This window comes from Flagellimonas halotolerans, from assembly GCF_035818535.1.
Lineage (GTDB): Bacteria > Bacteroidota > Bacteroidia > Flavobacteriales > Flavobacteriaceae > Flagellimonas > Flagellimonas halotolerans.
Map to the genome: position 1 here is coordinate 66,772 of NZ_JAYKYV010000011.1, position 23,113 is coordinate 89,884.

A 23,113-nucleotide genomic window follows, 5' to 3' on the forward strand; every position below is an offset into this window, starting at 1 on the left:
GCAGGAATCTATTCTGTTTTTTTACTAATGATTGTTAAGTCAACTTGCCACCTCTCGACTGCGCTCAAGATGACCTACTATTTTACCAATTCAACTTCCGCATTGGGTTGGAACAAATATAATCTCCCGGTGGACAACTCCACACATTCGTACCGTTTTACTTTTTTATTTCCTTTTTTGAACAGTCTACCGTTGTACAACCTAAAAACGCTACCTTTAGGCAATTCGTACACGTAACTGTGCTGCCTTTCCTCCACATCAAAAGCCTTTAGTGCTATGGACAATCTGGCATCGGTACTACTACTTGCCTTTGGGTTTTTAAAATGGTTTGCAATAATGGGCAACAATTGCGAGGGAAACACTTCTGGTTTAATAAAGGGCACCATTAAGTGCTGAAAGGTGCGTTTCCATTCCACACCATGCGGTTTTATTCGACGCCCGTATGTTTCAAAGGCCACCAAATGTGCAATTTCGTGAACAAGTGTAATTAAGAATCTGTATTTATTGAGCGAGGCATTGACCGTAATCTGGTGCAATCCGTTGGGCAACCTACGATAGTCGCCATGCCGAGTGACCCTGTGGCTTACAATCTTTAAATGCACCCCATGGGTCTTGATGAGCTCAAAACAGGGGGCTACGGCAAGCTCTGGAAGGTATTTTTGAAGGGTATTGTTCACTGGGATAAAGTTACAAGTTTATCCATAGACTTTCACCCCAAATTAAAACTAAGGCGTACTATTACTAACCTGCAACAACTTTCCATTATAGAGTTTCTGTCCGGTCAAGGCAAAATCCTTGATGTATGTAGCCATTTCCAATGCGGTTACAGGGGCTTTGTACCCAGGGAACGCCTCCTCTAGCATTTCAGTTTGTACTGCACCCAATGCCAGCACATTAAAACTTGGACCAGTTTCTTTATGTTCTTCGGCCAAGAGTTCGGTAAGGGTAATAACAGCTCCTTTACTGGAACTATAGGCGGACAATCCGGGAAATTTCATACTGCCTTGCACCCCACCCATGGAACTTACGGTCACCACATGTCCTTCCTTGCCCATCATGGGCAGTACGGCCTTGGTAATTTCGGCTACACCGAATACATTTACTTTGTAAACATTTTCAAACTCTTCCGATGTAGTTTCGGAAAAAGGTTTGTTCAGCAATCGTCCAGCATTGTTGATGAGCACATCCACTACATGCCATTGCCCCAAAAAATCGTTCATTTTTTCAAAGTCGGCCGGGTTGCCCAAATCAAAAGGAATGGAATGCACATTGGGCAAATTGAGATTTTTTACAGGCATGTCATTCCTTGATAAGGCCAAAACCTGATGCCCTTCCCTGGCAAAAAGCTTGACCAGTTCGAAACCGATTCCCCTACTTGTTCCTGTAATTATAATGTTTGCCATAATGTATTGTATTGAATGTCATTCCCGCATAAATGGGAATCCATATATTTCAGATTTTCCACCCTTGTTCAAGAGTTTCGAAATTACATTCTACTCATTTAATTTGATTTCTTGGTTCGGCGTATTGGCAATACTTTCAATTACCGGAATGGTTTTGTTAACCAAAGTAGCCATGTGAACGAAATCCATAAGATCGGGCTCATCACCTACTTTATGATAGTGGTTAAAGTTGGTAAAATCAAAAGTGCAAAACGTATGGGAGGGCACACCGAATTCTTCATGGAATGGATAATTGTCCGACCGTTGATAGAGGTTATACTCCTTTGCCGTAGGTAAAAAACCCACTAGCTTTTCTTCTGCATACGCATTGCTGATCTCTGCTAAATTGGACATATCATACCCCGTTATGTACATGAAATAATCTTTTCCTTTCAAAGGAACTCCTGTCATTTCAAAATTGAGCATGGTATACAGGTCCAAGTCCTTTTCCTTTAATTTTTTGGCCAAATGTTTGGACCCCAACAAACCTTTCTCTTCGGCACTGAACAAAGCAAAAATCAGACTACGTTCGTTGGTTTTTTGGGTTCCGAAGTAACGGGCCAATTCCAAAACCGTAGAAGTTCCCGAAGCATTATCGTTGGCCCCATTTGCAATATAGTCCCCATTTTCGGGTGCTATGGCACCAATATGGTCGTAATGCGCACCGATCAAGATGAATTCATCTTTTAAATCAGGGTCGTTGCCCTCAATTACCCCAACAATGTTGTAAGCTGTCTTTTTAAAATTTGATAAGGTATCGCGATAGGTTTCAAAATACGGTTTGAGTCCGTAAGACTTAAAATAGTTCTCAATATATTTTGCTGCCATTTCAATACCTTCACTCCCTGCTTCTCGCCCTTTAAGGTCGTTGGAAGCCAAATAATTCATCATCTCCCCTATTCGCTCTGCATCGGTAAATGTGTTGTTTGACGCTGTGCTCTTTGATGATTCAGTAGTTTCAACAGTTGCAGTTTGAGTTAGCTGCGTAGATCCGCAGCCTACTACAAAAATTGACGCCAGAGTATAAAACAGTATTTTCATTTGTGTTGCTTTTTGAATTTTTTAAAGATAAAAAAAGCATCCCGAAAAGGATGCTTTTGATTTATGTTATTGAATGTCCCCTTCGACTGCGCTCAGGGTGGTATTTTAAAACTACGCTAACATGGTCACAGGATTTTCCATGTATGCCCTCAATGTTTGAAGGAACTGAGCTCCTGTGGCGCCATCAACTGTTCTGTGATCACAAGCCAAAGTAATCTTCATAGTGCTGCCTGGCACAATCTCGCCATTTTTCACTACTGGTTTATCCACAATAGCTCCAACGGACAAAATTGCTGAATTTGGCTGATTGATGATGGAAGTGAATTCCAAGATACCGAACATTCCCAAGTTGGATACGGTAAAGGTGCTCCCTTCCATTTCATCTGGCTTTATTTTCTTGTTTCTAGCTCTTCCTGCCAAATCTTTGACGGCGGTTCCAAGTTGGGTCAAACTCAATTGGTCGGCAAATTTGATTACGGGAACCACAAGACCTTCATCTACAGCTACTGCCACACCCATGTGAACATGATGCTTGTAAACCGTAGTATCTCCGTTCCAGGATGTATTTACCTGCGGATGCTTTTTAAGTGCCATGGCACAGGCCTTCAATACCATATCGTTGAAAGATACCTTGGTATCGGGCAAATTGTTGATTTGTGCACGTGAAGCCTTTGCATTGTCCATATCCACCTCTATGGTAAGATAATAGTGCGGTGCGGAGAATTTGGATTCACCCAAACGCTTGGCAATCACCTTACGCATGGTGGAGTTTTTAACCTCCTCTATGCTTTCTTCGCCAACAGGCAAAGCAACAGGCGCTACTGCAGGAGTTGCCTCTGTTTTATCCGCTGAAATAGCTGCTTTAGTAGCTGGCGTAAAGTTCTCTATGTCTTTTTTTACGATTCTCCCGTTATCTCCTGTTCCTTTTACATCGGCTAAGTTTATGCCTTTTTCTTCGGCAATCTTTTTGGCCAATGGTGAAGCAAAAATGCGCTGTCCATCTTGTAAAGTTGAAGTGGCCTCTTCTTTTTTGGAAGTTTCCTCAGCCTTTGGGGCTTCTTCTTTGGTTGCTTCAGGTTTTGAAGTGCTCTTGGAAGAACCACCTCCCGCCTGTGCTTTCAACACAGCATCAACATCGGTTCCTTCTGGGCCAATAATGGCCAATAATGAATCAACCGGGGCGCCTTCGCCTTCTTGAATACCGATATGCAACAGGGTTCCGGAGTAGAACGATTCAAATTCCATAGTGGCTTTATCGGTCTCGATCTCAGCCAATATATCCCCTTCTTCCACTTCGTCGCCAACACTTTTTAACCAGCTGGCCACGGTTCCTTCTTCCATGGTATCGCTCAATCGCGGCATGGTCACGATTTCCACTCCTTCAGGAATATCGGCTGGCGCACTCTCCGGAGCTGAACTTTCTTCGGCTTCAGCTTTGGGTTCAGAAGCATCTTCTTTCGCCGCCGCCTCGGACGAACTGCCAGAACCGTTCAATAGACCAGAAATATCTTCTCCTTCCTCTCCGATTATGGCCAAAAGTGAATCAACCGGGGCTCCTTCACCTTCCTGTATTCCGATATGGAGCAAAGTCCCTTCATGAAAAGATTCAAATTCCATGGTGGCTTTGTCCGTTTCGATTTCAGCCAATATATCTCCTTCTTCGACTTTGTCCCCTACGTTCTTGAGCCATTTTGCCACGGTTCCTTCTTCCATGGTATCGCTCAATCTAGGCATGTTGATTACTTCTGCCATCTAATTATAATTTATGTTGTAAAAATGGATAGTCTTCTTGCTCGTAAACCGTGTCGTACAATTGTTCCTTTGGTGGAAAATCTGAATCTTCAGCAAATTTCTCGCACTCTTTTACCAAGTCCTTCACCTTTTTGTCGATTTTCTTAAGGTCATCTTCAGATGCGTATCCTTTCTCTAGGATAACATCTTTTACCTGAGTAATCGGATCTATCTTTTTATACTCTTCTACTTCTTCTTTTGTTCTGTAATGTTGGGCATCCGACATGGAATGCCCACGATACCTATATGTCTTCATTTCCAAGAAAGTAGGCCCGCCTCCTGTTCTTGCTCGCTCAATGGCCTTGTCCATCTCTTTGGCAACTATCGCAGGATCCATTCCATCTACGGGACCACATGGCATTTCATAACCGAGTCCCAACTTCCAGATATCGGTGGAGTGAGATGTACGGGCTACGGATGTTCCCATGGCATAACCGTTGTTCTCACAAATAAAAACTACGGGCAATTGCCACAGCATGGCCAAGTTAAAGGCTTCGTGAAGGGATCCTTGCCTTACGGCGCCATCACCCATATAACAAAGGGTCACGGAATCCCTTTTAAAATATTTATCCGCAAATGCCAAACCAGCTCCCAAAGGGATTTGCCCTCCAACGATACCGTGTCCACCATAAAAGCGGTGTTCTTTGGAGAAAATATGCATGGAACCGCCCATACCTTTGGAGGTTCCTGTTACTTTTCCATAAAGTTCAGCCATCACTTTTTTTGGATCCACGCCCATACCTATTGGCTGAACATGGTTTCGGTAAGCGGTGATCATACGATCCTTTTCCAAGTCCATTGCATGCAATGCACCTGCTAGAACTGCTTCTTGACCATTGTACAGGTGTAGAAACCCTCTAACTTTTTGCTGAATATATACGGCGGCAAGTTTATCCTCGAACTTTCTCCAGAAAAACATGTCCTCGTACCATTTAAGATAAACTTCTTTGGTAATTTTTTTCATCTATAGTAGTATTAAATGAATTTCCCCTGTAGTAGGGAAGAGCAAAAATACATATATATCTGTTTTGGAAAAAGAATTGAATTAAGAATCGCCCAAAAATGAGCTATTGAATGCCAAAGGCAAAATATCGGCCATGGAACTACATTTGTATATCGGGCCTTTTTCCGACCTTAACAACAACGAAATTGGAGTATTCTGCTTTTGTTCGTATTCTATAATAGACTGTCTGCAATTGCCGCAAGGAGCTGCTGGAACCCCTACCTCATGTTTAGAGGACGAAGCGCTAATGGCAATGGATTTTACGGCCACCCCAGGATATTTGGCGCCTGCATGGAAAATGGCCACACGTTCGGCACAAAGGCCCGAAGGGTACGATGCATTTTCTTGGTTGTTGCCAATGACCACTTCCCCGTTTTCCAACAATACCGCCGCACCCACTTTAAACTTAGAATAGGGCGCGTAGGCATTCTCTCTGGCCTTCGCAGCGTCCCGTAACAATTTTTGGTCGTTTTGTGACAACTCGTTTTCATTCTCATAAATGAGCAGTTCAAAACCAATTTTCTTTCTTTCCATCTAAACTTGGGTGTATTCAAAAATAAAAAAACCTGCCCAAGGGACAGGTTTTTTCCTATTTATTTTTATGCTTTCTTAATCATTGTAAAATTCTTCTCCCAAGTTAAAAGTGAGCGAGAATCGCAAGGTGTTTTCCAATGGGTTTCTAACCTGTGAGGTTGAGAACAAATAGGAAAGATCTATTTGGGCTGATTTAAACATAAAGCCAGCTCCGAGCGTAAAGAACTTACGGGAACCTTTTTCTTCACTTTCATTAAAATAACCACTCCGCAACATAAAAGCTTCTCTGAACCTATATTCTGCGCCAAGTGCCCATGTTACTTCTTTAAGTTCTTCCCCGAATCCATCCGGTGCATCGCCGAAAGACTCAAAGACTCCCTTGAAAAACCCTATTTGCTGGTATTCATTGTTATCATCCGAATCAATATCCCCATCTCCATCAAAATCTCTTGGCGTGGGCACCAAAAGTTTATTGAACTCTGTATTGATGGCCAGCACATTGTCTTGGTCAAAGATAAAATCAAATCCACCACCAAACTTTAGGTTGGTGGGCAAAAAGTTTTCCTGTCCGCCTTCATCATATTGTATGGAACCGCCCAAGTTGGATATATTAAACCCAGCTCTCCATCGTCCATCAAAATTACTATAAGCTATTTCCGGAGATCGGTAAAAACCCGATACATCTACTGCAAAGGCATTGGCCGCCTGAGAATCTTGTATACCATCTTGAAACCTGAGATTGGAACTGATAAATCTACCTGCCACGGCCATGGAAAAGGTTTGGCTCAATTTTAAGGAATAAGAACCATCCAAGGCAAATTCGTTGGGTTTCACCAAAGTGGCCTGCTGATCAAATGTTTGCCTCAATTCAATCTCTCCCAGACCAAAGTAACGTATACTAAAGGCGAAAGCACTCCTATCATTTAATTTGTTGTAAAAGTTGGCATTTAATAAGGACACATCGTTTACAATGCTTTCCAAATATGGGGTATAGCTAACTCCAATACCCATTTTTTGAGTGGCAAAGGCATATTTTGCAGCGTTCCATTGTTGGGAATACACATCAAAAGAAGTGACAACGCCCATATCTCCCATACCGGAAGCCCGTGCATCGGCAGCAATCGTCAAAAATGGTACGGCCGTTGTGATCGCCCTTTCTTGCTGAGCGTTTATCCATGGAGCTACGGTAAGCAACACCACTAGTACAAACAACTTTCTCATTATAAGTATTTAGCGTTTAGTAAAGTTCATGATCCAAAACATACTATCTCTGGATATATTAAATGTAAACGTTGATTTCCTAAAATTCTTGTAACTAAAAAGTATATTTTTTTAAATATTTGGTCATATCCAATCAAAATAGGAGTTAAATCGTTAAAAGCAAAGGTTTCCATACTAATTTAACCCCTTCTCCGTTACAGAAGTGTAGCATGTACCAATTATCACATTGCTAGAAATATTTGATGAGCACAAAATATAATGGCAAAAACACCGTTTTAATGCCATTGAAGGATTTTAAAAATCAAAACAAGTCGAAGTTACTGAGGGCATATAGCCCTGAGTTTTAAAGTACTCAAGCCCAAATTATGAAAAAACACTTAATTAAAGTTGTACTTTCTTGCGCCGTAGTGATGGGAGGTTTTTCCAGTTGCAAAAATTCCTCTTCATCCAAGAACGTCTCCAGAGCCACCGGTTGGAAAATTAATGCCAAAGAAGGGGGATTTCAATACAATTCGGATTTTAAGGAGCAAGAAACTCCTCCAGGAACCGTATTTGTAGAGGGAGGAACGTTTACCAAAGGTAAGGTTCAAGACGACATAATGCACGATTGGAACAACACCCCGACCCAACAACACGTGCAATCCTTCTATATGGATGAAACCGAAGTGACCAACGTAATGTACTTGGAGTACTTGGATTACCTCAAAGAAGTTTATCCTCCGGACAATCCCAATTACGCCAATATATATAAAGGCGCACTACCAGACACCTTGGTTTGGAGAAACCGATTGGGCTTTAACGAAACAATGACCAACAACTATCTAAGACACCCTGCCTATGCAGAATATCCCGTTGTGGGTGTTAATTGGGTACAAGCTACCCAATATGCCGAATGGAGAACGGATAGGGTCAACGAAGTAATGCTGGAAAGAGAAGGGTATTTGGCCGAAGATTCCAAATACAAAGTTCTAAACGGCGAAATTGAGGGCACTTTTAGCACCGAGGCTTATTTAAACAATCCAGAATCTGTTTATGGTGGTGAAATAGATTCCCTGCAAGGAAAACAAAAGAAAGACTCCATCAATGCATTTGCCAAAAGAAGTAGCGGCATAATAATGCCAGCCTACAGGCTACCCACCGAAACCGAATGGGAATATGCTGCCCAAGCTCTTGTTGGAACCAGAGAATACAACAACTACAGAGGTAGAAAAAAATATCCATGGGAAGGTGATTACACCCGTAACGGACAACGAGTAGGCCGAGGAGATCAATTGGCCAACTTTAAGCAAGGTAAAGGTGATTACGGCGGTATTGCCGGATGGTCCGACGATGGTGCCGATATTACCGGAGAGGTCAAATCCTACAAGCCCAACGATTTTGGACTATACGACATGGCCGGAAACGTAAACGAATGGGTGGCCGATGTGTACCGTCCTATTGTTGATGACGAAATAAGTGATTTCAATTACTTCCGAGGAAACGTTTTCATGAAAAAAGCTATTGGCGAAGATGGAAAAGTAGAAATATTGAGAGATGAAATAGTTTATGACACTTTGCCCAATGGTAAAATTGTAGCCATCAATCTTCCAGGAGAAATCAAGGAAGTTCCAGTTACCGAAGAAGAAACGTATTTAAGGACCAATTTTGATAAAAGTGACAACCGTGGCTTTAGAGATGGTGACCCAGGCTCTTCAAGGTTCTTTAGCCGTTTCAGTGATGAAGAGGACAACCAAAAAATGTATGATGCGCCGAAACATTCGGTAGAACGAAACGAAGAAGGTGAATTGGTTCGTCAATATGATGAGTCAAACTTTAGAACCTCATTGATCAACAACGAGGTCCGTGTGTACAAAGGCGGATCATGGAGAGATCGAGCTTATTGGTTAGATCCTGCCCAGCGTAGATACTTGCCACAATATATGGCAACAGACGATATTGGCTTTAGATGCGCCATGTCCAGAGTTGGATCTAAATCCAGAACCAAAAAAACGGTACGCCATAAAAAAGCGAGATAAAAAACTTCTTGAGTATTTTAAAAAGCCCCAACCAAAAGGTCGGGGCTTTTTTTTATCTTCGATTTATGATAATGAAAGCGTTGCACGCTCTATTTTTGGAGCACCCCACAATATGTACAGACACTCGTAAAATCACCGAAAACTGTCTGTTTTTTGCCCTAAAAGGGCCAAATTTTAATGGAAATGCCTTTGCACAAGAAGCTTTGGACAAGGGTGCAGCCTATGCCATTATTGATCAGGAAGAATTTAAAACTTCGGACAGACTGCTTCTAGTTGACGATGTCTTGGATATTCTGCAACAGTTGTCTACCTATCACAGGAACTATTCCAAAGCAAAAGTAATATCGCTAACGGGAAGTAACGGGAAAACCACGACCAAGGAACTCATTAGTGCGGTAATCTCGAAAAAATACAAGACTATTGCCACCAAGGGCAACCTCAACAATCATATTGGAGTTCCCTTGACCCTTTTATCCATTAAGGAAGATACCGAAATGGCGATTGTGGAAATGGGTGCCAACCATATCGGCGAAATCGGTTTTTTAAGCACTATCGCCCAGCCCGATTTTGGATACATCACCAACTTTGGCAAAGCCCATTTGGAAGGTTTTGGCGGCGCAGAAGGAGTAATCAAAGGCAAAAGTGAGCTTTACGATTATCTTAAGACCAACGATAAATACATCTTTTTAAATGCAGATGATGACATTCAGAAAGAAAAATTGAGCACTTACACCAAAAAGATGGGCTTTAGTACAAATGACCATCACTATTATAACATTAAATTTCTTGGCGTTGACCCTTATGTTCTATTAGAAATGGAAGGAATACAAATAACCACTCAACTGGTAGGCAAGTACAACTTTCCCAATTGTTGTGCGGCAATCCTAATGGGCAAATACTTTAATGTACCTTTGGAAGACATTAAATCGGCCATTGAAAGGTATCAACCACAGAACAATAGATCACAGATACTTTCCAAAAACGGTTTTGATATTGTACTTGATGCGTACAATGCCAACCCCACCAGCATGAAAGCCGCTCTGGAAAATTTTAGTTTGATGAATGCCGACCGCAAAACCCTTATTCTTGGTGATATGTTTGAGCTTGGCAATACCGCTTCTGAAGAGCATCAAGCTATTGCCGAACTTGCAAAAGAATTGGGTTTTGACGATGCCTATCTGGTCGGGGGAAATTTCCATGACACTAACACTACACTGAATAAGTTCAAGTCTTTTGAAGATTTAAAAGTGCATCTTTCAAAAAAACCTTTAAAAAAAGGAGCTTTACTCATTAAAGGTTCACGCGGAATGGCATTGGAAAGAGTTCTGGATTTTTTATAAGAAGAAAAATTGTGGGATATACTGGATTCGAACCAGTGACCTCTGCCCTGTCAAGGCAGCGCTCTAAACCAACTGAGCTAATATCCCATTACAAAACGGGCTGCAATATCGGAAATTAATCCCAATCTCCATACTCTGCCGAGTTCTTTGATGTCTCGTGCAAGGTAATATGCAACATTTGCCCCTTTTTAAGTTTTGGTTTTAGAATATCATATATAACTTTTACGAAATACTCCGTTGTGGGCAGTAAATTTTCAAACTCCGGACAATCTTGGTTCAGGTTCTTATGATCAAACCTGTCCTCCACCTCATCTTTAATCAATGCACCCAGTTCTGCGAGATCCATTACAAAACCAGTATCAGGATCAACCTCGCCCTTTATCCTTACCTCAAGATCAAAGTTATGACCATGAAAACTAGGGCTGTTGCATTTACCAAACACCTCAATGTTCTTGTCCTTGCTCCATTTGGGATTATGAAGCCTGTGAGCTGCATTAAAATGGGCTTTTCTACAAATCGTGGCAATCATACTGCAAATTTAAGTTCTTTTTCTTCAATCGTATTTTATTGATTCAAAAAAATTATGCAAAAGGATCTTCAAGATTTCCATTTCGAATTGAAATTGACCAGTGTTCTTGTTAACTTTATAAAATAGGCCAAAAGCCTTCAACTTTACACATAAAATATACACTATGAAAATTACCTATTTAGGGCATGCGACCTTTTTAGTTGAGATGAACGGGAAGAATATTTTATTCGACCCTTTTATTACTGGAAATGAAATGGCCTCCGATATCAATATTGATGACCTTAAGGTCGATTATATTTTTGTGACCCACGGGCACCAAGACCATGTTCTGGATGTGGAAGCCATAGCTGAAAACAATCCTAAAGCATTGTTGATATCCAATTTTGAGGTGGTTAGTTGGTTTGCCAACAAAGGTATTAACGGACATGGCATGAACCATGGTGGTAAGTTCGAATTTGACTTTGGCACCGCCAAATACGTGAATGCCATCCACTCCAGCATGCTGCCCGATGGAAGCAATGGCGGCAATCCAGGGGGATTTGTACTCTGGGACGATTCAAAATGCATTTACATTGCCGGGGACACTGCCTTGACCAAGGATATGGAACTGATTCCTAAAACCTGCCCAAAATTGGATATTGCAATTTTACCAATTGGAGACAATTTTACCATGGGTTACGAAGACGCAACCATTGCCAGCGATTTTATTGAGTGCAACCAAGTAATAGGATGCCATTACGACACCTTTCCTCCTATTAAAATTGATAAAACCAAGGCAGTTGCATATTTCGTGAAAAAAGGAAAGAAATTGATACTTCCGGATATTGGGGAACCCATTAGCATTTAAAACAAAAAAAGCCTCCGAGAAGTCGGAGGCTTTTTTTGGTGGGCGCTGAGGGATTCGAACCTAATTCGCCAACCCTTATGTTTATTACGTTTTTCCTTGCCTATGTTTTTGTTACTAACCGAATTACAGACCACTTTTGGCAATCTTACTTCGTAGATGCCAAATTTAACTATAAAATATTAAACAAACATATATGGATAAAACGGTTCGTTTTGTGCCAGTGATTTCGGTCTGTTACCGAAATAGCCAATATATACCAAACTAAACACTAAAATGCGTCGGGATGACTGGAAGAAAGTAATATTCACAATATTCTAACAATCAATATTTTAAACTAATTTCCTCAACTGATTAACCGAACTCTAAACTGCATTCAAAACGGTACATTCAGAGGCAAAACTTATGTGTGTTTTGCAAAACAAATTTAATAAAACTTGAACCTGAATTGGCTTAACAAAGCGCTAATTTTTCAATTCAAATACAACCATAAATGAAAAGTGCCATTATTTGTATAGAGAAACCCAAGAAAATTAATTTTCCGCTAGAGGCTTTGGCTTTGCTTTATTTTTTTTACCCAAATAAAAAGAATTATAAACAATACAATTAAAATGGCTGGGAATATGGTCATATTTTGCATAGTGGCCTGACCTGCAACCAACTCCAGTTCATCACCAGTAATTCCTTTTACTTTTGCTATTGCCCTGTTCGAATCAATCCAAGCACCTATAATCGGCTGAAAGAAGGAACCAGCGACCATTCCAACCGAACCGATAACCGACAAACCTATGGCGCCGCTTTTCGGGATTTTTTCAGCCACAAACCCTAGCATATTAGGCCAAAAGTATGCGATTCCAAAAGCATAAATGATAGCTGCCACATAGGCCATGCTTCCTGTTTGGGTACTGAATAAAAATATACCAATAAGCGTCAAAACACTAGCTGCCAAGAAAACACCGGTTTGGTCCAACTTTTTAACAACAGCTCCTCCAAAGTACCTAACAACTGCCATTAGTCCGGTTACCAAAGCTAAAATCAGCATAGGTTCAGCACCGCTTCTTGCAAGTATCAATCCGACCCATTGTTGAGGCCCAAATTCTGAAGCCGCGGTTAGAGACATACATACCAACATAAAAATGAACAGTGGGGTTCCCATTGCTTTAAAATTATATGACAATGAAGCCTCTTCTTTTGTCTTTGCCTCTGGCCAAGGTTTTCCGTAAAATAAATAAGCATAGATAAGGGTAGGAACCAACAATATCCATATTTGAGATTGCCACCCAAACCCTCCGTCGGTCATGTATTTCGAAATCAAAGCCCCAATCACAATACCACCCGGAAACCACATATGAAAACGATTCATCATTTTAATTATGGTATTTCCTTTATATAAATCCGCAATCATTGGATTACAAGCAGCTTCTGTACATCCATTTCCGAAGCCGATCAACAAGGTGGAAATCAGTAGTCCAGCATAACTTCCAGAATAAATTGTCATAATAATTCCAATGGTATGTGCGAAAAAGGCAAACTGCATAATCAATTTTCCGCCGATTTTATTATATACCAACCCACCAATTATCATAGAAATGGGAAAGCCCAAGAACCACATGGAATTGATATACCCCAATTCCTCTCCTGAAAGGTTCAACTCCTCACCCAATTGAGGAAGAATACCCGCTCTTATGCTAAAGGAAAAAGCATTGGTGATTACTGCAAAACAACTTGCGTAAAATAAAATAAGTCTTGTATTTTTTGATTCAATATTTGATGCTCCCATGCATTTTAAATTTATTAACGGTTAATTTTAATTGTCGGTTTGTCTGTACACGAACAAACACTGGAAATTTCGATTATTTACGTAAGCCCTTCTTATGTGACGGTCGCTCATGTACAAGTTTCCATTGTGCTTAAATTGTATTTGAGTTTTGAAAAAACAAATCCATATACCCTAGATTTTTCTTTCACAGTTTACTTTCTATTTCCTTTACCACTTTCAAAGTTTTTAACATAGAATCCGGGGTAACTGAAATAGTATCTATCCCTTCCTCAATAAGGAACTTTGAGAAATCTGGAAAGTCCGAAGGTCCTTGACCACAAATACCTACTTTGGTCTTGTGCTTCTTGGCCGAGACTATCAACAATTTTATCATATCTTTAATAGCGGGATTGCGCTCATCATATAAATGAGCTACCAAACTGGAGTCACGATCAAGGCCTAGAACCAATTGAGTAAGATCGTTGGAACCAATGGAAAACCCATCAATCATTGGAGCAAATTCATCTGCCAATATCACGTTGGATGGCAATTCTGCCATTAAATAGATTTCCAATCCGCGCTCTCCCCGTTTGAGACCATTTTCTTCCATAATATCCAATACCTTGATCAATTCCTGAGGAGTCCTACAAAAAGGAATCATAATAGTTATATTTTCGAGTCCAAAATCGTCCCTTACCATTTTGAGAGCTTTACATTCCAGCACAAATGCCTCTTTAAAGGTCTCGGAATAATATCTTGAAGCCCCACGCCAACCGATCATCGGGTTTTCTTCCTTGGGCTCAAAATAATTTCCTCCCAACAGGTTGAAATACTCATTGGTCTTAAAATCAGATAATCTTGTAATTACACGATTTGGATAAAACGCTGCACCTATTTTTGCTATTCCCTGCGCCAATTTGTTTATGAAAAAGGCTTCCTCCGATTCGTAACCCTTCATTAGTTCTTCTATCGATGCGGAAAGTGAAGGGTCGTTGAGCCCCTTGTGTTTTAACAGTGCCAAAGGATGTACTTTTATATAATTGTTGATGATAAACTCCTCCCGGGCCAGACCTACGCCCCCATTGGGGATTTTTCTGTATTGGAAAGCCAATTCTGGTGACCCAATGTTCATTAAAATCGGAGTTTTTGTCTTGGGAAATTCTGAATAGGCTGTTTCGTGAAGTTTATAGTTTATTTTTCCTTTGTACACTTTTCCAACATTCCCTTCCGCACACGATACGGTAATGTTTTGCCCATTTTTTAGCAAACTCGTTGCATTCGAAGCGCCCACAATGGCGGGGACACCAATTTCACGCGCCACAATTGCAGCGTGGCAGGTTCTTCCACCTTTCTCTGTGATTATGGCTGAGGCCTTTTTCATCAATGGTTCCCAATCGGGATCTGTCATTTCGGTGACCAGGACATTTCCCTCCGTGAAATCCGTTTCGTCCGAACTGCCATCCCGCCCGTCCAAAGTAAAGATTCGATGTACTTTTCCTGTTCCAATTTTATCACCAACAGCAACACCGTCCAAGATAAGTTTGTCCTTTAACTGGTCCTCGTCCTCGATTTCATATTCCTTTATATTATCCGACTGTTCTTGTGAGTGAATGGTCTCCGGACGCGCCTGTACTATAAAAAGTTCGTTGGTGAGCCCGTCCACGGCCCATTCGATGTCCATAGGACACCATGAACCCCTGCGCGAACTATAGTGTTCTTCAATTTTTTGGACCCATTGCGCCAGTTGCATTACCTGCGTATCCTTTAAACAAAAGGTGTCTTGGATACTCTGTTCCACGGGGACCTGCCGAACCGTTTCAAATGGTTTGTTTCCATAAATCATTTTATGAGTCTTCCTGCCGAGCTTTTTGTCAATAATGGCATTAAAGCCTTTTTTCATGGTTGGCTTGAACACAATGAATTCATCCGGAGATATTTCACCCCCTACCACAAGTTCACCCAACCCATAGGCCCCATTAATCAAGATTACGTCTTTAAAGCCGCTCTCCGTGTCCAATGAAAAAGCAACGCCCGAAGCCCCCAAATCGGAACGTACCATTTTTTGGACGCAGACCGATAATTTGATCACAAAGTGATCAAAGCCCCGGGATGACCTATAGGAAATGGCCCGGTCCGTGTAAAGGGACGCAAAACAACTTCTTATTGCAGTCAACAACATTTCCCCTCCACGAATATTCAAGTAAGTGGATTGTTGCCCTGCAAAAGAAGCATCCGGTAGATCTTCAGCAGTTGCGGAGGAGCGTACAGCAATATCCGTGGCTTCTTGATTATAATCTGCGGATAAAATGTAATAAGACTCCAAAATCGATTTTTCAACTGAAACCGGGAATTTACCATTGGAAATCAATTTTCTGATATTGGATCCCGCTTTTCTAAGCTGAATTATATCAGATGTGTCCAGCCCTTCCAAAGCGTTATTTATTTTTTCCTTCAGATTATTTTCTGCAATAAAAGCATCATAAGCATCCACCGTTACTGCGAAACCACCGGGAACCCTAATATTTTGGGCCGTTAGCTTCTGGATCATTTCACCAAGGGAGGCGTTCTTACCCCCGACACTTGGCAGGTCGTCCATTCCGATTTCATCCAATCTTCGGATATACTTTTTATTGTTTTTCATAGCACTCATTACTTGTTTGGTTATTTGCGAAATCGTTATAGTTATTTGTTTGGAATTGGTCGTTTTTTTAAAATTGTCCTTCACATTACTTCTGGAATCAGGTCGGTCCACAACTTCCTTGTACGGCATATAATGGACAGACCTGAATTTTTCAATATTATTTTATCAAATGGTTGGGAAAATCCTCTATGTTTTCGCAGCAGATCTGTTCCATTACTTGTTGCAGCTCCATTTTCAACAGTGAAATGGTGTGGTCGCCCCCTTTGGCTCCAAGCGCCGCCACACCATACATAAAAGATCTGCCCAAAAAAGTAAAATCGGCTCCTGACGCCATTGTCCTGGCTATATCCGGACCCGACCGTATACCGCTGTCCATCATCACCTTTATTTGATTGCCATATTCCTTGGCTATCCGAACCAATGGTCTTATGGTCGATTCTCCTGCATCTAATTGTCTCCCTCCATGATTGGACACTATAATTCCATCTAGTCCTAATCGAATAGCTTTCTCCGCATCCGCTTCATTGGACACGCCCTTAAGCACCAATTTTCCTTTCCACATATCTCGGATAGGCTTTATTTTTTCCTCGTTTAACCTACCGGAAAAAGTTTGGTCCATAAATTTCCCCAATTGTTTGAGGTCAAGCCCTTTTGGTATATAAGGTTTTAGGGTCTCAAAATTTGGTTGTCCATGTACCAACGTCTTTAGGGCCCATTCCGGCCTGCCCAATATCTGCAAGATGTTCTTTACCGACATTTTAGGAGGCATGGCTAGACCATTGCGAATATCCCTTGGTCGAAACCCGAATGTTGGCACGTCGCATAGAATGACCAACACCGGACAGTCTGCAGCCGCTGCCCTATTGATAATATCATCCCTCAAGCTGTCTTCGGTGGGGTGGTACAGCTGGAACCATGCTCGGCCCTCGGTTAGTTCACCTATACGTTCAATACTGCTCGTGGTCACGGTACTAAGTATAAAAGGAATGTTATGCTCGAAGGCGGCCTTGGCCAAAATTTCCGGGGCATTGGGCCACATAAGTCCTTGTAATCCAACGGGGGCGATACCAAAAGGAGCATCATAAACATGACCAAACAATTCAGTTTTCATATCCGACCTGGTATGCTTGCTCAAATAGTAGGGCAAAAGTTCCACTTCCCTGATATCTGAGGTATTCTTGTGCAGGTTCACATCTTCATTACATCCACCATCCAGGTATTCAAAGGCGAAATTTGGAATTTTATTCTTTGCTCTTTCCCTTAGGTCGTAAACCGAAGGGTACTTTTTATTTATACTTAGATCCACCTTTTTGTTTTTAGTGATACTTTTTGGCAACCTGTTTTGAAGTTCCCAAACCTTCGATTCCCAATTCAACAACATCACCTGGTTTAAGGTATTTTGGTGGGTCAAAACCTAGTCCGACTCCGGCCGGGGTTCCAGTTGATATAATATCGCCCGGCAATAATGTCATGAATTGGCTGATATAGCTCACTACCTCTTGTACATTGAATATAAAATCCGATGTATTGCTTTTCTGTAGGGTCTCACCATTGAGTTTTAGCCATAGGTCTAGATTATTGGGGTCTTTTATTTCATCGGCAGTAGCGATAAAAGGCCCAATGGGGGCAAACGTATCACAGCCTTTTCCCTTACACCATTGCCCTTGTTTTTCTATTTGGAAAGCCCTCTCGCTATAGTCGTTGTGCAATACATACCCAGCTACATGATCCATGGCATCGGCTTCTTCCACATAACTTGCTTTTTTTCCTATAACCACTCCCAATTCAACTTCCCAGTCAGTTTTTTCACTGTTTTTTGGAATAACAACATCGTCATTGGGCCCAACGATTGCAGAAGTGGCCTTAAAGAATACCACGGGTTCTTTAGGGATTGCCATACCACTTTCTTCGGCGTGCTTGGCATAGTTGAGTCCCACACAGACGATTTTGGACGGGCGGACCAAGGGTGCTCCAAGCCGTTCACTCGGTAAGACAATGGGACTTTCATCCTGATTTCTATCCAACCAGCATGCCAGGCGTTTTATCCCTTCTGTCCCAAAGAAATTCTCGTCATAGTCTTCGCCAAATGCTGTAATGTCAATCCAAGTACCATCTTCTAATTGCACTCCGGGTTTCTCTTCCCCCTCTTTTCCAAATCGTATTAATTTCATTATTTATTAAAGTTTATGTTCTTATGTTTAACTTTCCGAACAGCCGTCTGTCAACTGTTCAATTTTATAAATCCACCGTCGATTGGAAAATCGGTCCCTGTAATAAAAGAGGCCTCATCCGAACACAGGTAAAGTGCCAGGTCTGCGACCTCTTCGGGTTTTCCCATTCGCCCAATAGGCTGTGTCTTGGACAGTTTGTCGAACATTTCCTCCTCCTTTCCTGGATAGTTTTTTTGGATGAATCCGTCTACGAAGGGAGTATGTATCCTCGCGGGCGAGATGCTGTTGCATCGAATTCCGTGTCCGATATAATCCTTGGCCACAGAATAGGTCATGGTCAATATTGCGCCCTTACTCATGGAATAGGCGAACCTATCCTGGATGCCTACGGTCGAAGCGATAGAGGCCATATTGATGATGACCCCTCCTTTTTCCTTGATTTTCGGAATAAGGGCGTGCATACAATTATATGGACCTTTTACATTTACGCTATAGATTTTGTCCAAATCTTCCGTGGAAGTGTTTTCAATATTTCCAATGTGGGCAATGCCCGCATTGTTTATAAGTATGGAAATTTCATGTTTTGCGGTGATTCGATCAATAACCTCGATGACCTGGGCCTGATCTACCACATTGCATTGGTATGCAAAAGCAGTTCCACTCTGTTCACTAATATATTTTACGGTGCTTTCAGCATTTTCGATACTTAGTTCCAGAATGTGAACCGTTGCCCCCTGTTTTGCGAAAGTGGTGGAAATAGCTTTCCCAATTCCGCTGCCGCCTCCCGTTATAATCGCATGCTTTCCTTCTAAACTGAATTTTATCACTTTTATATTTTTATTGTTTTTGAAAATTGAAAACATCGTTCAAATCCTTCATCGTCATCTAAAATCTCTTCCAGATGTTTATTTATACTTCAATTTCTAGTGTTGTTCTTCCTGTGTACCATTCCTAACCCTTGCCACTTCTCTCTCTTGAACTCCTCCAACATTTTCGTTTAAATTCATCCGGATGTACGTTAATACCTTAGCAATATCCTCGTCGCTCAAAAAGTCCATTTTTGGCATAACATCATCATATGTCTTTCCATTTACCGTTACAGGTCCTTCAAGGCCTTCCAATACCGCTTTTATCAATCTGGTTTTATCCCCAGTCACCCAGTCTGATCCTGCCAATGGGGGATAACGGCTCCCATCTCCTTTGCCATCTGCTTGGTGACAAGCAATGCAATAAGTATTATAAATTCTCTGACCCTCATCTGCCAAACGATAAGAAAGATTGTCATTGATTTCATGAGGATCCCTGATATGTGTCAGTGCTTTCCTCTCTTCCATCTTGCTTAACTGACTTTCACTAAAATCATCCTTATCACCTCTGTAAATGATTCGCCAAATTTTCCCTTTTCGGCTATCACTAACATACAATGAACCATCAGGTCCCATGGCAAGCCCCATAGGCCGATATTCAGCAGGTCCCATACCATCCTTATACGATTCTCCAATAAATCCATCAGCAAAAATTTCAAAGGATTTTGAAAATTCTCCATTTATATATGGCACAAAACATACAACAAAACCTCCTGTAGGATATGGAGCTCGACGACCACCACCATGAAAAGCTATAAAAGCCCCATTTTTATAACGATCTGGAAATTGATTTCCCGTGTAAAAGAAAAGATCATTTGGCGCCCAATGCCCAGGAAAACCGATAATGGGATTTGTTAGTTCACTCACTTTTACCTCTAAATCAACATCTCTGTATTCTGGAGACACCACTCTTTTATTTTGTATCTGATCATAATAATAATAAGGCCAGCCTCCATTGGCTCCTTCTTTAATTTCAAGAAATTCTTCAGCTGGCAACATTGCACTTTCCCATTCTGAATAAAGGGATGGCCATATTCTATGCATATCGTCCCTTCCATGTTCTAAAACGAATAAACTATTAGTGGTATGATTCCAGTCCATGGCAATTCCGTCTCTAAGTCCAGTTGCATATCTAACCCCATCTTGCTGAGTCTGATTGATTTTATCAGCATCAAACTTCCAAATGCCTGCATGCTTTTCCAGTTCGAGACAGGGATATTGACCTGGGCTAAGAGGAGTTCTATCTTCTTCTTGACAATTATCAGTTAATGACCCGAAATTGACATACATATTTCCATCGTCATCAAAGGCAAGAGTTTTAGCTATATGTGAAGTATAAATTTCATATTTGAGAACAACTTCCCTTTTGCTTTTCGGCACTAATGTACCAGGGGTTATTTTCTGCCTGTAAACAGCATCTTTAGTACTATAAAAAATGTACCCATTGTAAATCCTCATACTTGTTGGGCCATAACCTTCCTCTGCGGGATAATCCCCAAAATAGGCGATTTCATCTCCTTTACCGTCTCTGTTTGTATCTCTGATAGCTACATTGCCCGAATCTTGTTTAGCACTTGTAAGCTTAACATAAATATCTCCATTGTCATTCACGGCCAGATGCCGGGCATTGCCAATACTATCTACCACAACCAGAGCTTCAAACCTGTCTGGCAAGAAAAGTCCTCCATTGTCTATATCGCCTTCTGGCAGGTTTGATTCCTGATCACAGCCCGTAAGGAAAACAAGTGTTATGGAAATCCATAATAGTTTGGAGAAGTATATTTTTAATGATGACATTTATAATATTTTTATTTATAGATTATTGGTGAATATTTTAGTGGTTTCTCTTGCCCTTACGCTCAATAAATGTGAAATCATCTATTGTACTTAACTATAAGTTTTAGGTAGACAATCATTCCTAAATCTATCCTATTTACTTCTCTTTTATTCCTACCCCTTAATGAGTTTAAAAAAAAATTCTGGAGACAAATTCTCAAATAAAGACATAGAAAGGGTTGCCCCCTTTACGGAAGTTATTGCACATGACGGTATGCTATTGGTAAAAAATAGAGGTTGCTTATGTAAGTGCTGAATATTCCAAAACCACAATATTTTAGATAGCTATATCATAGGAACCTTATGTCCATGAATAAAAAAAAACAGGTTGACTTAACAGAGTGAATACAATTTATCATTCTGAAATTCAAAAGTCATAAAATTGATGCGATAATTTTATCGTGCTCCACTTTTAACCGAGAGTGTTTCTCTCGACATTTTGTTACATCAACCTGTTCTACTGCAACTAAACTAAAACAACAATGGACTATGTGATTTATATTCCAAAATTGGTATCAAGCTCTCCTTGTGGAATTGGAAAAAAGTAATGGCTTGCATTAACTGGTTGAGTTCCGTATTTAGCCTGAAACTCAGGGTTTAGAGTTTCTTCCAGTATTCCCCATCTTTTAAGATCTCTGAATCTTGAACCTTCGCCCATTAACTCAATTTCCCTTTCACGTTTCAAAAGCTCAAACACCTCACTATCAGAATAATTCGCCGCGTTGTACTCAAAGATGCCGAAACGTCTACGAACCCTATTAATAAAATCGACACATCCTGGCGCATTTCCTTGCATAAGCTGGATTTCAGCCCTCATAAGCAAGACATCAGCATACCTCATGATCCTAACGTTATTACCCGAAGCGGCACCACCTGCACCCGGACCAGTTTCATCAGGTCTGGTCTCTCTATTGTTTTTCTTTTTCCAGAAATATTGTAAGCCTTCAAAGTCATATGGACGATTCGGATTTTCTGGACAATAATCACACCATGTATCATCTCCTGCCACACCTCCATAAAAGGTTTCCGCTCCTCTTGGGTCAATAAATTCTGCACCAGACTCATCATCGTAGATAAAAACCTCAGTCTTCTCTGGCTGGAATTTCCAGTTAGGCCATCCGTTCCAACTATGTAATTGTTGCATCATATTGTTCAAAAACGGAGCTGAACCACCTTCTACATTGCTAAACATTGCGGAACTACCACCTTGACCTGCATATGTACATTGGAACTCAAAGACACTTTCAATGTTATTTTCATTGATTTCCCCAAAATTGTACAGATAATCCTCAGCAGGTAATAAATCATAATGCCCTTCCAATTTAGCCAATTCAATTTCTGCTTCTGGAAGTCTATCATTATACAAGTATAATTTACCAAGTAAACCTGTCGCCGAGCCTTTGGTCGCCCGGCCCAGTTCGGTGTCGGGAATATCTCCAACCTCTTTTAAAAGCGATTGGGCTATTTTTAAATCACTTTCGGCCACGGCCCAAACATCTTCGGCACTACTCAGTGGAGCATCAACATTCTCAGATTGATCAAAGCTCAACCTGAGTGGTACATCCCCCCATAAATTAGCTAAATTAAAATAGGCCCAGCCTCTCAAAAAATAAGCTTCGCCCCGTGATCGAATCACTAAGTCATTGGAATCATTTTCTGCCAAATAAGCATCAGCTGAATCAATGACCAAGTTGGACCTCAAAATCATCATATAATACATTCTCCAAAGGTTTTCAACTGTGCGGTTGAATTGATTATGCTGATACGCCCTCATTTGAATAATTGGAACTTCGTGGTAACTCCCTAAAGCTCCGGCAGTCGCCTCTGTTTCATTGCCCAATACGTCCCAAATTTCAGGCCATTGGTAGCTTCCTATCCAATGTTGAAAAAATGCCGCATAGGCTGCATTGGTGCCCTGAACAATTTGATCTGGAGTTTTGAAATATGTCTCTAGTGTAAATTGTTCCGGATTACTCAGTTCTAAAACTTCCTCGTCACATGAAGAAAAGGTTAAAAAGAAAAGGACGAATACCCCTATCATTTTAAACTTGATGTTTGTTATCGTTTTCATATATATATT

18 protein-coding genes and 1 tRNA gene are annotated in these 23,113 nt (G+C 41.0%); 3 read left to right on the forward strand and 16 right to left on the reverse strand.

Annotated features, from left to right (window positions below):
* Positions 1-77: 77 nt before the first annotated feature.
* From VM932_RS12705 to porV, 7 genes are all read right to left on the reverse strand, one after another.
* Positions 78-677: a SprT-like domain-containing protein gene (locus VM932_RS12705; protein WP_326279135.1), complete on the reverse strand. Its 600-nt coding sequence runs from the start codon at positions 675-677 to the stop codon at positions 78-80.
* A 48-nt stretch (positions 678-725) separates the two neighbouring features.
* Entirely contained in the window at positions 726-1,403 is a 678-nt protein-coding gene (locus VM932_RS12710) for an SDR family NAD(P)-dependent oxidoreductase (RefSeq protein WP_326279136.1), read from the reverse strand.
* Positions 1,404-1,493: 90 nt separating this feature from the next.
* On the reverse strand, positions 1,494-2,483 hold the full coding sequence (locus tag VM932_RS12715) for a M20/M25/M40 family metallo-hydrolase (RefSeq protein WP_326279137.1): 990 nt from the start codon (positions 2,481-2,483) through the stop codon (positions 1,494-1,496).
* Between the two features lie 111 nt (positions 2,484-2,594).
* Positions 2,595-4,235 carry a pyruvate dehydrogenase complex dihydrolipoamide acetyltransferase gene (locus VM932_RS12720; RefSeq protein WP_326279138.1) on the reverse strand — a complete coding sequence of 547 codons (1,641 nt, stop codon included), beginning with the start codon at positions 4,233-4,235 and terminating at the stop codon, positions 2,595-2,597.
* A gap of 4 nt (positions 4,236-4,239) precedes the next feature.
* Complete coding sequence (gene pdhA / locus VM932_RS12725; protein ID WP_326279139.1) at positions 4,240-5,238, reverse strand: pyruvate dehydrogenase (acetyl-transferring) E1 component subunit alpha; 999 nt, start codon at positions 5,236-5,238, stop codon at positions 4,240-4,242.
* Positions 5,239-5,319: 81 nt separating this feature from the next.
* Positions 5,320-5,811, reverse strand: coding sequence for a cytidine deaminase (gene cdd / locus VM932_RS12730; RefSeq protein WP_326279140.1), 492 nt, complete (start codon positions 5,809-5,811; stop codon positions 5,320-5,322).
* Between the two features lie 75 nt (positions 5,812-5,886).
* Positions 5,887-7,032, reverse strand: a complete 1,146-nt coding sequence (gene porV, locus VM932_RS12735; protein ID WP_326279141.1) for a type IX secretion system outer membrane channel protein PorV — start codon at positions 7,030-7,032, stop codon at positions 5,887-5,889.
* A gap of 365 nt (positions 7,033-7,397) precedes the next feature.
* Between porV and gldJ the strand changes: the two genes are divergently transcribed.
* Both gldJ and VM932_RS12745 read left to right on the forward strand, forming a co-directional pair.
* A complete protein-coding gene (gene gldJ / locus VM932_RS12740; RefSeq protein ID WP_326279142.1) occupies positions 7,398-9,047 on the forward strand; it encodes a gliding motility lipoprotein GldJ in 1,650 nt (549 codons plus the stop codon).
* Between the two features lie 65 nt (positions 9,048-9,112).
* Complete coding sequence (locus VM932_RS12745) at positions 9,113-10,387, forward strand: UDP-N-acetylmuramoyl-tripeptide--D-alanyl-D-alanine ligase (RefSeq protein WP_326279143.1); 1,275 nt, start codon at positions 9,113-9,115, stop codon at positions 10,385-10,387.
* Between the two features lie 12 nt (positions 10,388-10,399).
* Here VM932_RS12745 and VM932_RS12750 read toward each other — a convergent pair.
* Together VM932_RS12750 and VM932_RS12755 are read right to left on the reverse strand one after the other, a co-directional pair.
* Positions 10,400-10,474 (reverse strand) — tRNA-Val (locus VM932_RS12750).
* Between the two features lie 28 nt (positions 10,475-10,502).
* A complete protein-coding gene (locus tag VM932_RS12755) occupies positions 10,503-10,916 on the reverse strand; it encodes a 6-pyruvoyl trahydropterin synthase family protein (RefSeq protein ID WP_326279144.1) in 414 nt (137 codons plus the stop codon).
* 163 nt (positions 10,917-11,079) lie between these two features.
* Here VM932_RS12755 and VM932_RS12760 point away from each other — a divergent pair, with 163 nt between their 5' ends.
* Complete coding sequence (locus VM932_RS12760) at positions 11,080-11,763, forward strand: metal-dependent hydrolase (protein WP_326279145.1); 684 nt, start codon at positions 11,080-11,082, stop codon at positions 11,761-11,763.
* A gap of 541 nt (positions 11,764-12,304) precedes the next feature.
* Here the strand turns inward: VM932_RS12760 and VM932_RS12765 are convergent.
* From VM932_RS12765 to VM932_RS12795, 7 genes are all read right to left on the reverse strand, one after another.
* Positions 12,305-13,540, reverse strand: a complete 1,236-nt coding sequence (locus tag VM932_RS12765) for an MFS transporter (protein ID WP_326279146.1) — start codon at positions 13,538-13,540, stop codon at positions 12,305-12,307.
* Positions 13,541-13,724: 184 nt separating this feature from the next.
* On the reverse strand, positions 13,725-16,289 hold the full coding sequence (ppsA, locus tag VM932_RS12770; RefSeq protein ID WP_326279147.1) for a phosphoenolpyruvate synthase: 2,565 nt from the start codon (positions 16,287-16,289) through the stop codon (positions 13,725-13,727).
* Between the two features lie 28 nt (positions 16,290-16,317).
* A complete protein-coding gene (locus tag VM932_RS12775) occupies positions 16,318-17,466 on the reverse strand; it encodes an alpha-hydroxy acid oxidase (RefSeq protein WP_326279148.1) in 1,149 nt (382 codons plus the stop codon).
* 10 nt (positions 17,467-17,476) lie between these two features.
* Positions 17,477-18,331 (reverse strand): fumarylacetoacetate hydrolase family protein, encoded by an 855-nt coding sequence (locus VM932_RS12780; protein WP_326279149.1) that lies wholly within the window; start codon positions 18,329-18,331, stop codon positions 17,477-17,479.
* 50 nt (positions 18,332-18,381) lie between these two features.
* Positions 18,382-19,194, reverse strand: coding sequence for an SDR family NAD(P)-dependent oxidoreductase (locus tag VM932_RS12785; protein WP_428979749.1), 813 nt, complete (start codon positions 19,192-19,194; stop codon positions 18,382-18,384).
* A 60-nt stretch (positions 19,195-19,254) separates the two neighbouring features.
* A complete protein-coding gene (locus tag VM932_RS12790; RefSeq protein WP_326279151.1) occupies positions 19,255-20,994 on the reverse strand; it encodes a PQQ-dependent sugar dehydrogenase in 1,740 nt (579 codons plus the stop codon).
* Between the two features lie 535 nt (positions 20,995-21,529).
* Positions 21,530-23,104 (reverse strand): RagB/SusD family nutrient uptake outer membrane protein, encoded by a 1,575-nt coding sequence (locus VM932_RS12795; RefSeq protein ID WP_293168103.1) that lies wholly within the window; start codon positions 23,102-23,104, stop codon positions 21,530-21,532.
* Positions 23,105-23,113 lie beyond the last annotated feature (9 nt).

What these genes read in the sequence shown, in the direction of transcription:
- VM932_RS12780 (WP_326279149.1), bottom strand. Translation starts at nt 18,331, where the DNA reads ATGAAATTAATACGATTTGGAAAAGAGGGGGAAGAGAAACCCGGAGTG.
- VM932_RS12745 (WP_326279143.1), top strand. Translation starts at nt 9,113, where the DNA reads ATGATAATGAAAGCGTTGCACGCTCTATTTTTGGAGCACCCCACAATA.
- VM932_RS12760 (WP_326279145.1), top strand. Translation starts at nt 11,080, where the DNA reads ATGAAAATTACCTATTTAGGGCATGCGACCTTTTTAGTTGAGATGAAC.
- pdhA (WP_326279139.1), bottom strand. Translation starts at nt 5,238, where the DNA reads ATGAAAAAAATTACCAAAGAAGTTTATCTTAAATGGTACGAGGACATG.
- VM932_RS12795 (WP_293168103.1), bottom strand. Translation starts at nt 23,104, where the DNA reads ATGAAAACGATAACAAACATCAAGTTTAAAATGATAGGGGTATTCGTC.
- ppsA (WP_326279147.1), bottom strand. Translation starts at nt 16,289, where the DNA reads ATGCCGTACAAGGAAGTTGTGGACCGACCTGATTCCAGAAGTAATGTG.
- cdd (WP_326279140.1), bottom strand. Translation starts at nt 5,811, where the DNA reads ATGGAAAGAAAGAAAATTGGTTTTGAACTGCTCATTTATGAGAATGAA.
- VM932_RS12785 (WP_428979749.1), bottom strand. Translation starts at nt 19,194, where the DNA reads ATGTTTTCAATTTTCAAAAACAATAAAAATATAAAAGTGATAAAATTC.
- VM932_RS12765 (WP_326279146.1), bottom strand. Translation starts at nt 13,540, where the DNA reads ATGGGAGCATCAAATATTGAATCAAAAAATACAAGACTTATTTTATTT.
- VM932_RS12715 (WP_326279137.1), bottom strand. Translation starts at nt 2,483, where the DNA reads ATGAAAATACTGTTTTATACTCTGGCGTCAATTTTTGTAGTAGGCTGC.
- porV (WP_326279141.1), bottom strand. Translation starts at nt 7,032, where the DNA reads ATGAGAAAGTTGTTTGTACTAGTGGTGTTGCTTACCGTAGCTCCATGG.
- VM932_RS12790 (WP_326279151.1), bottom strand. Translation starts at nt 20,994, where the DNA reads ATGTCATCATTAAAAATATACTTCTCCAAACTATTATGGATTTCCATA.
- VM932_RS12720 (WP_326279138.1), bottom strand. Translation starts at nt 4,235, where the DNA reads ATGGCAGAAGTAATCAACATGCCTAGATTGAGCGATACCATGGAAGAA.
- gldJ (WP_326279142.1), top strand. Translation starts at nt 7,398, where the DNA reads ATGAAAAAACACTTAATTAAAGTTGTACTTTCTTGCGCCGTAGTGATG.
- VM932_RS12755 (WP_326279144.1), bottom strand. Translation starts at nt 10,916, where the DNA reads ATGATTGCCACGATTTGTAGAAAAGCCCATTTTAATGCAGCTCACAGG.
- VM932_RS12710 (WP_326279136.1), bottom strand. Translation starts at nt 1,403, where the DNA reads ATGGCAAACATTATAATTACAGGAACAAGTAGGGGAATCGGTTTCGAA.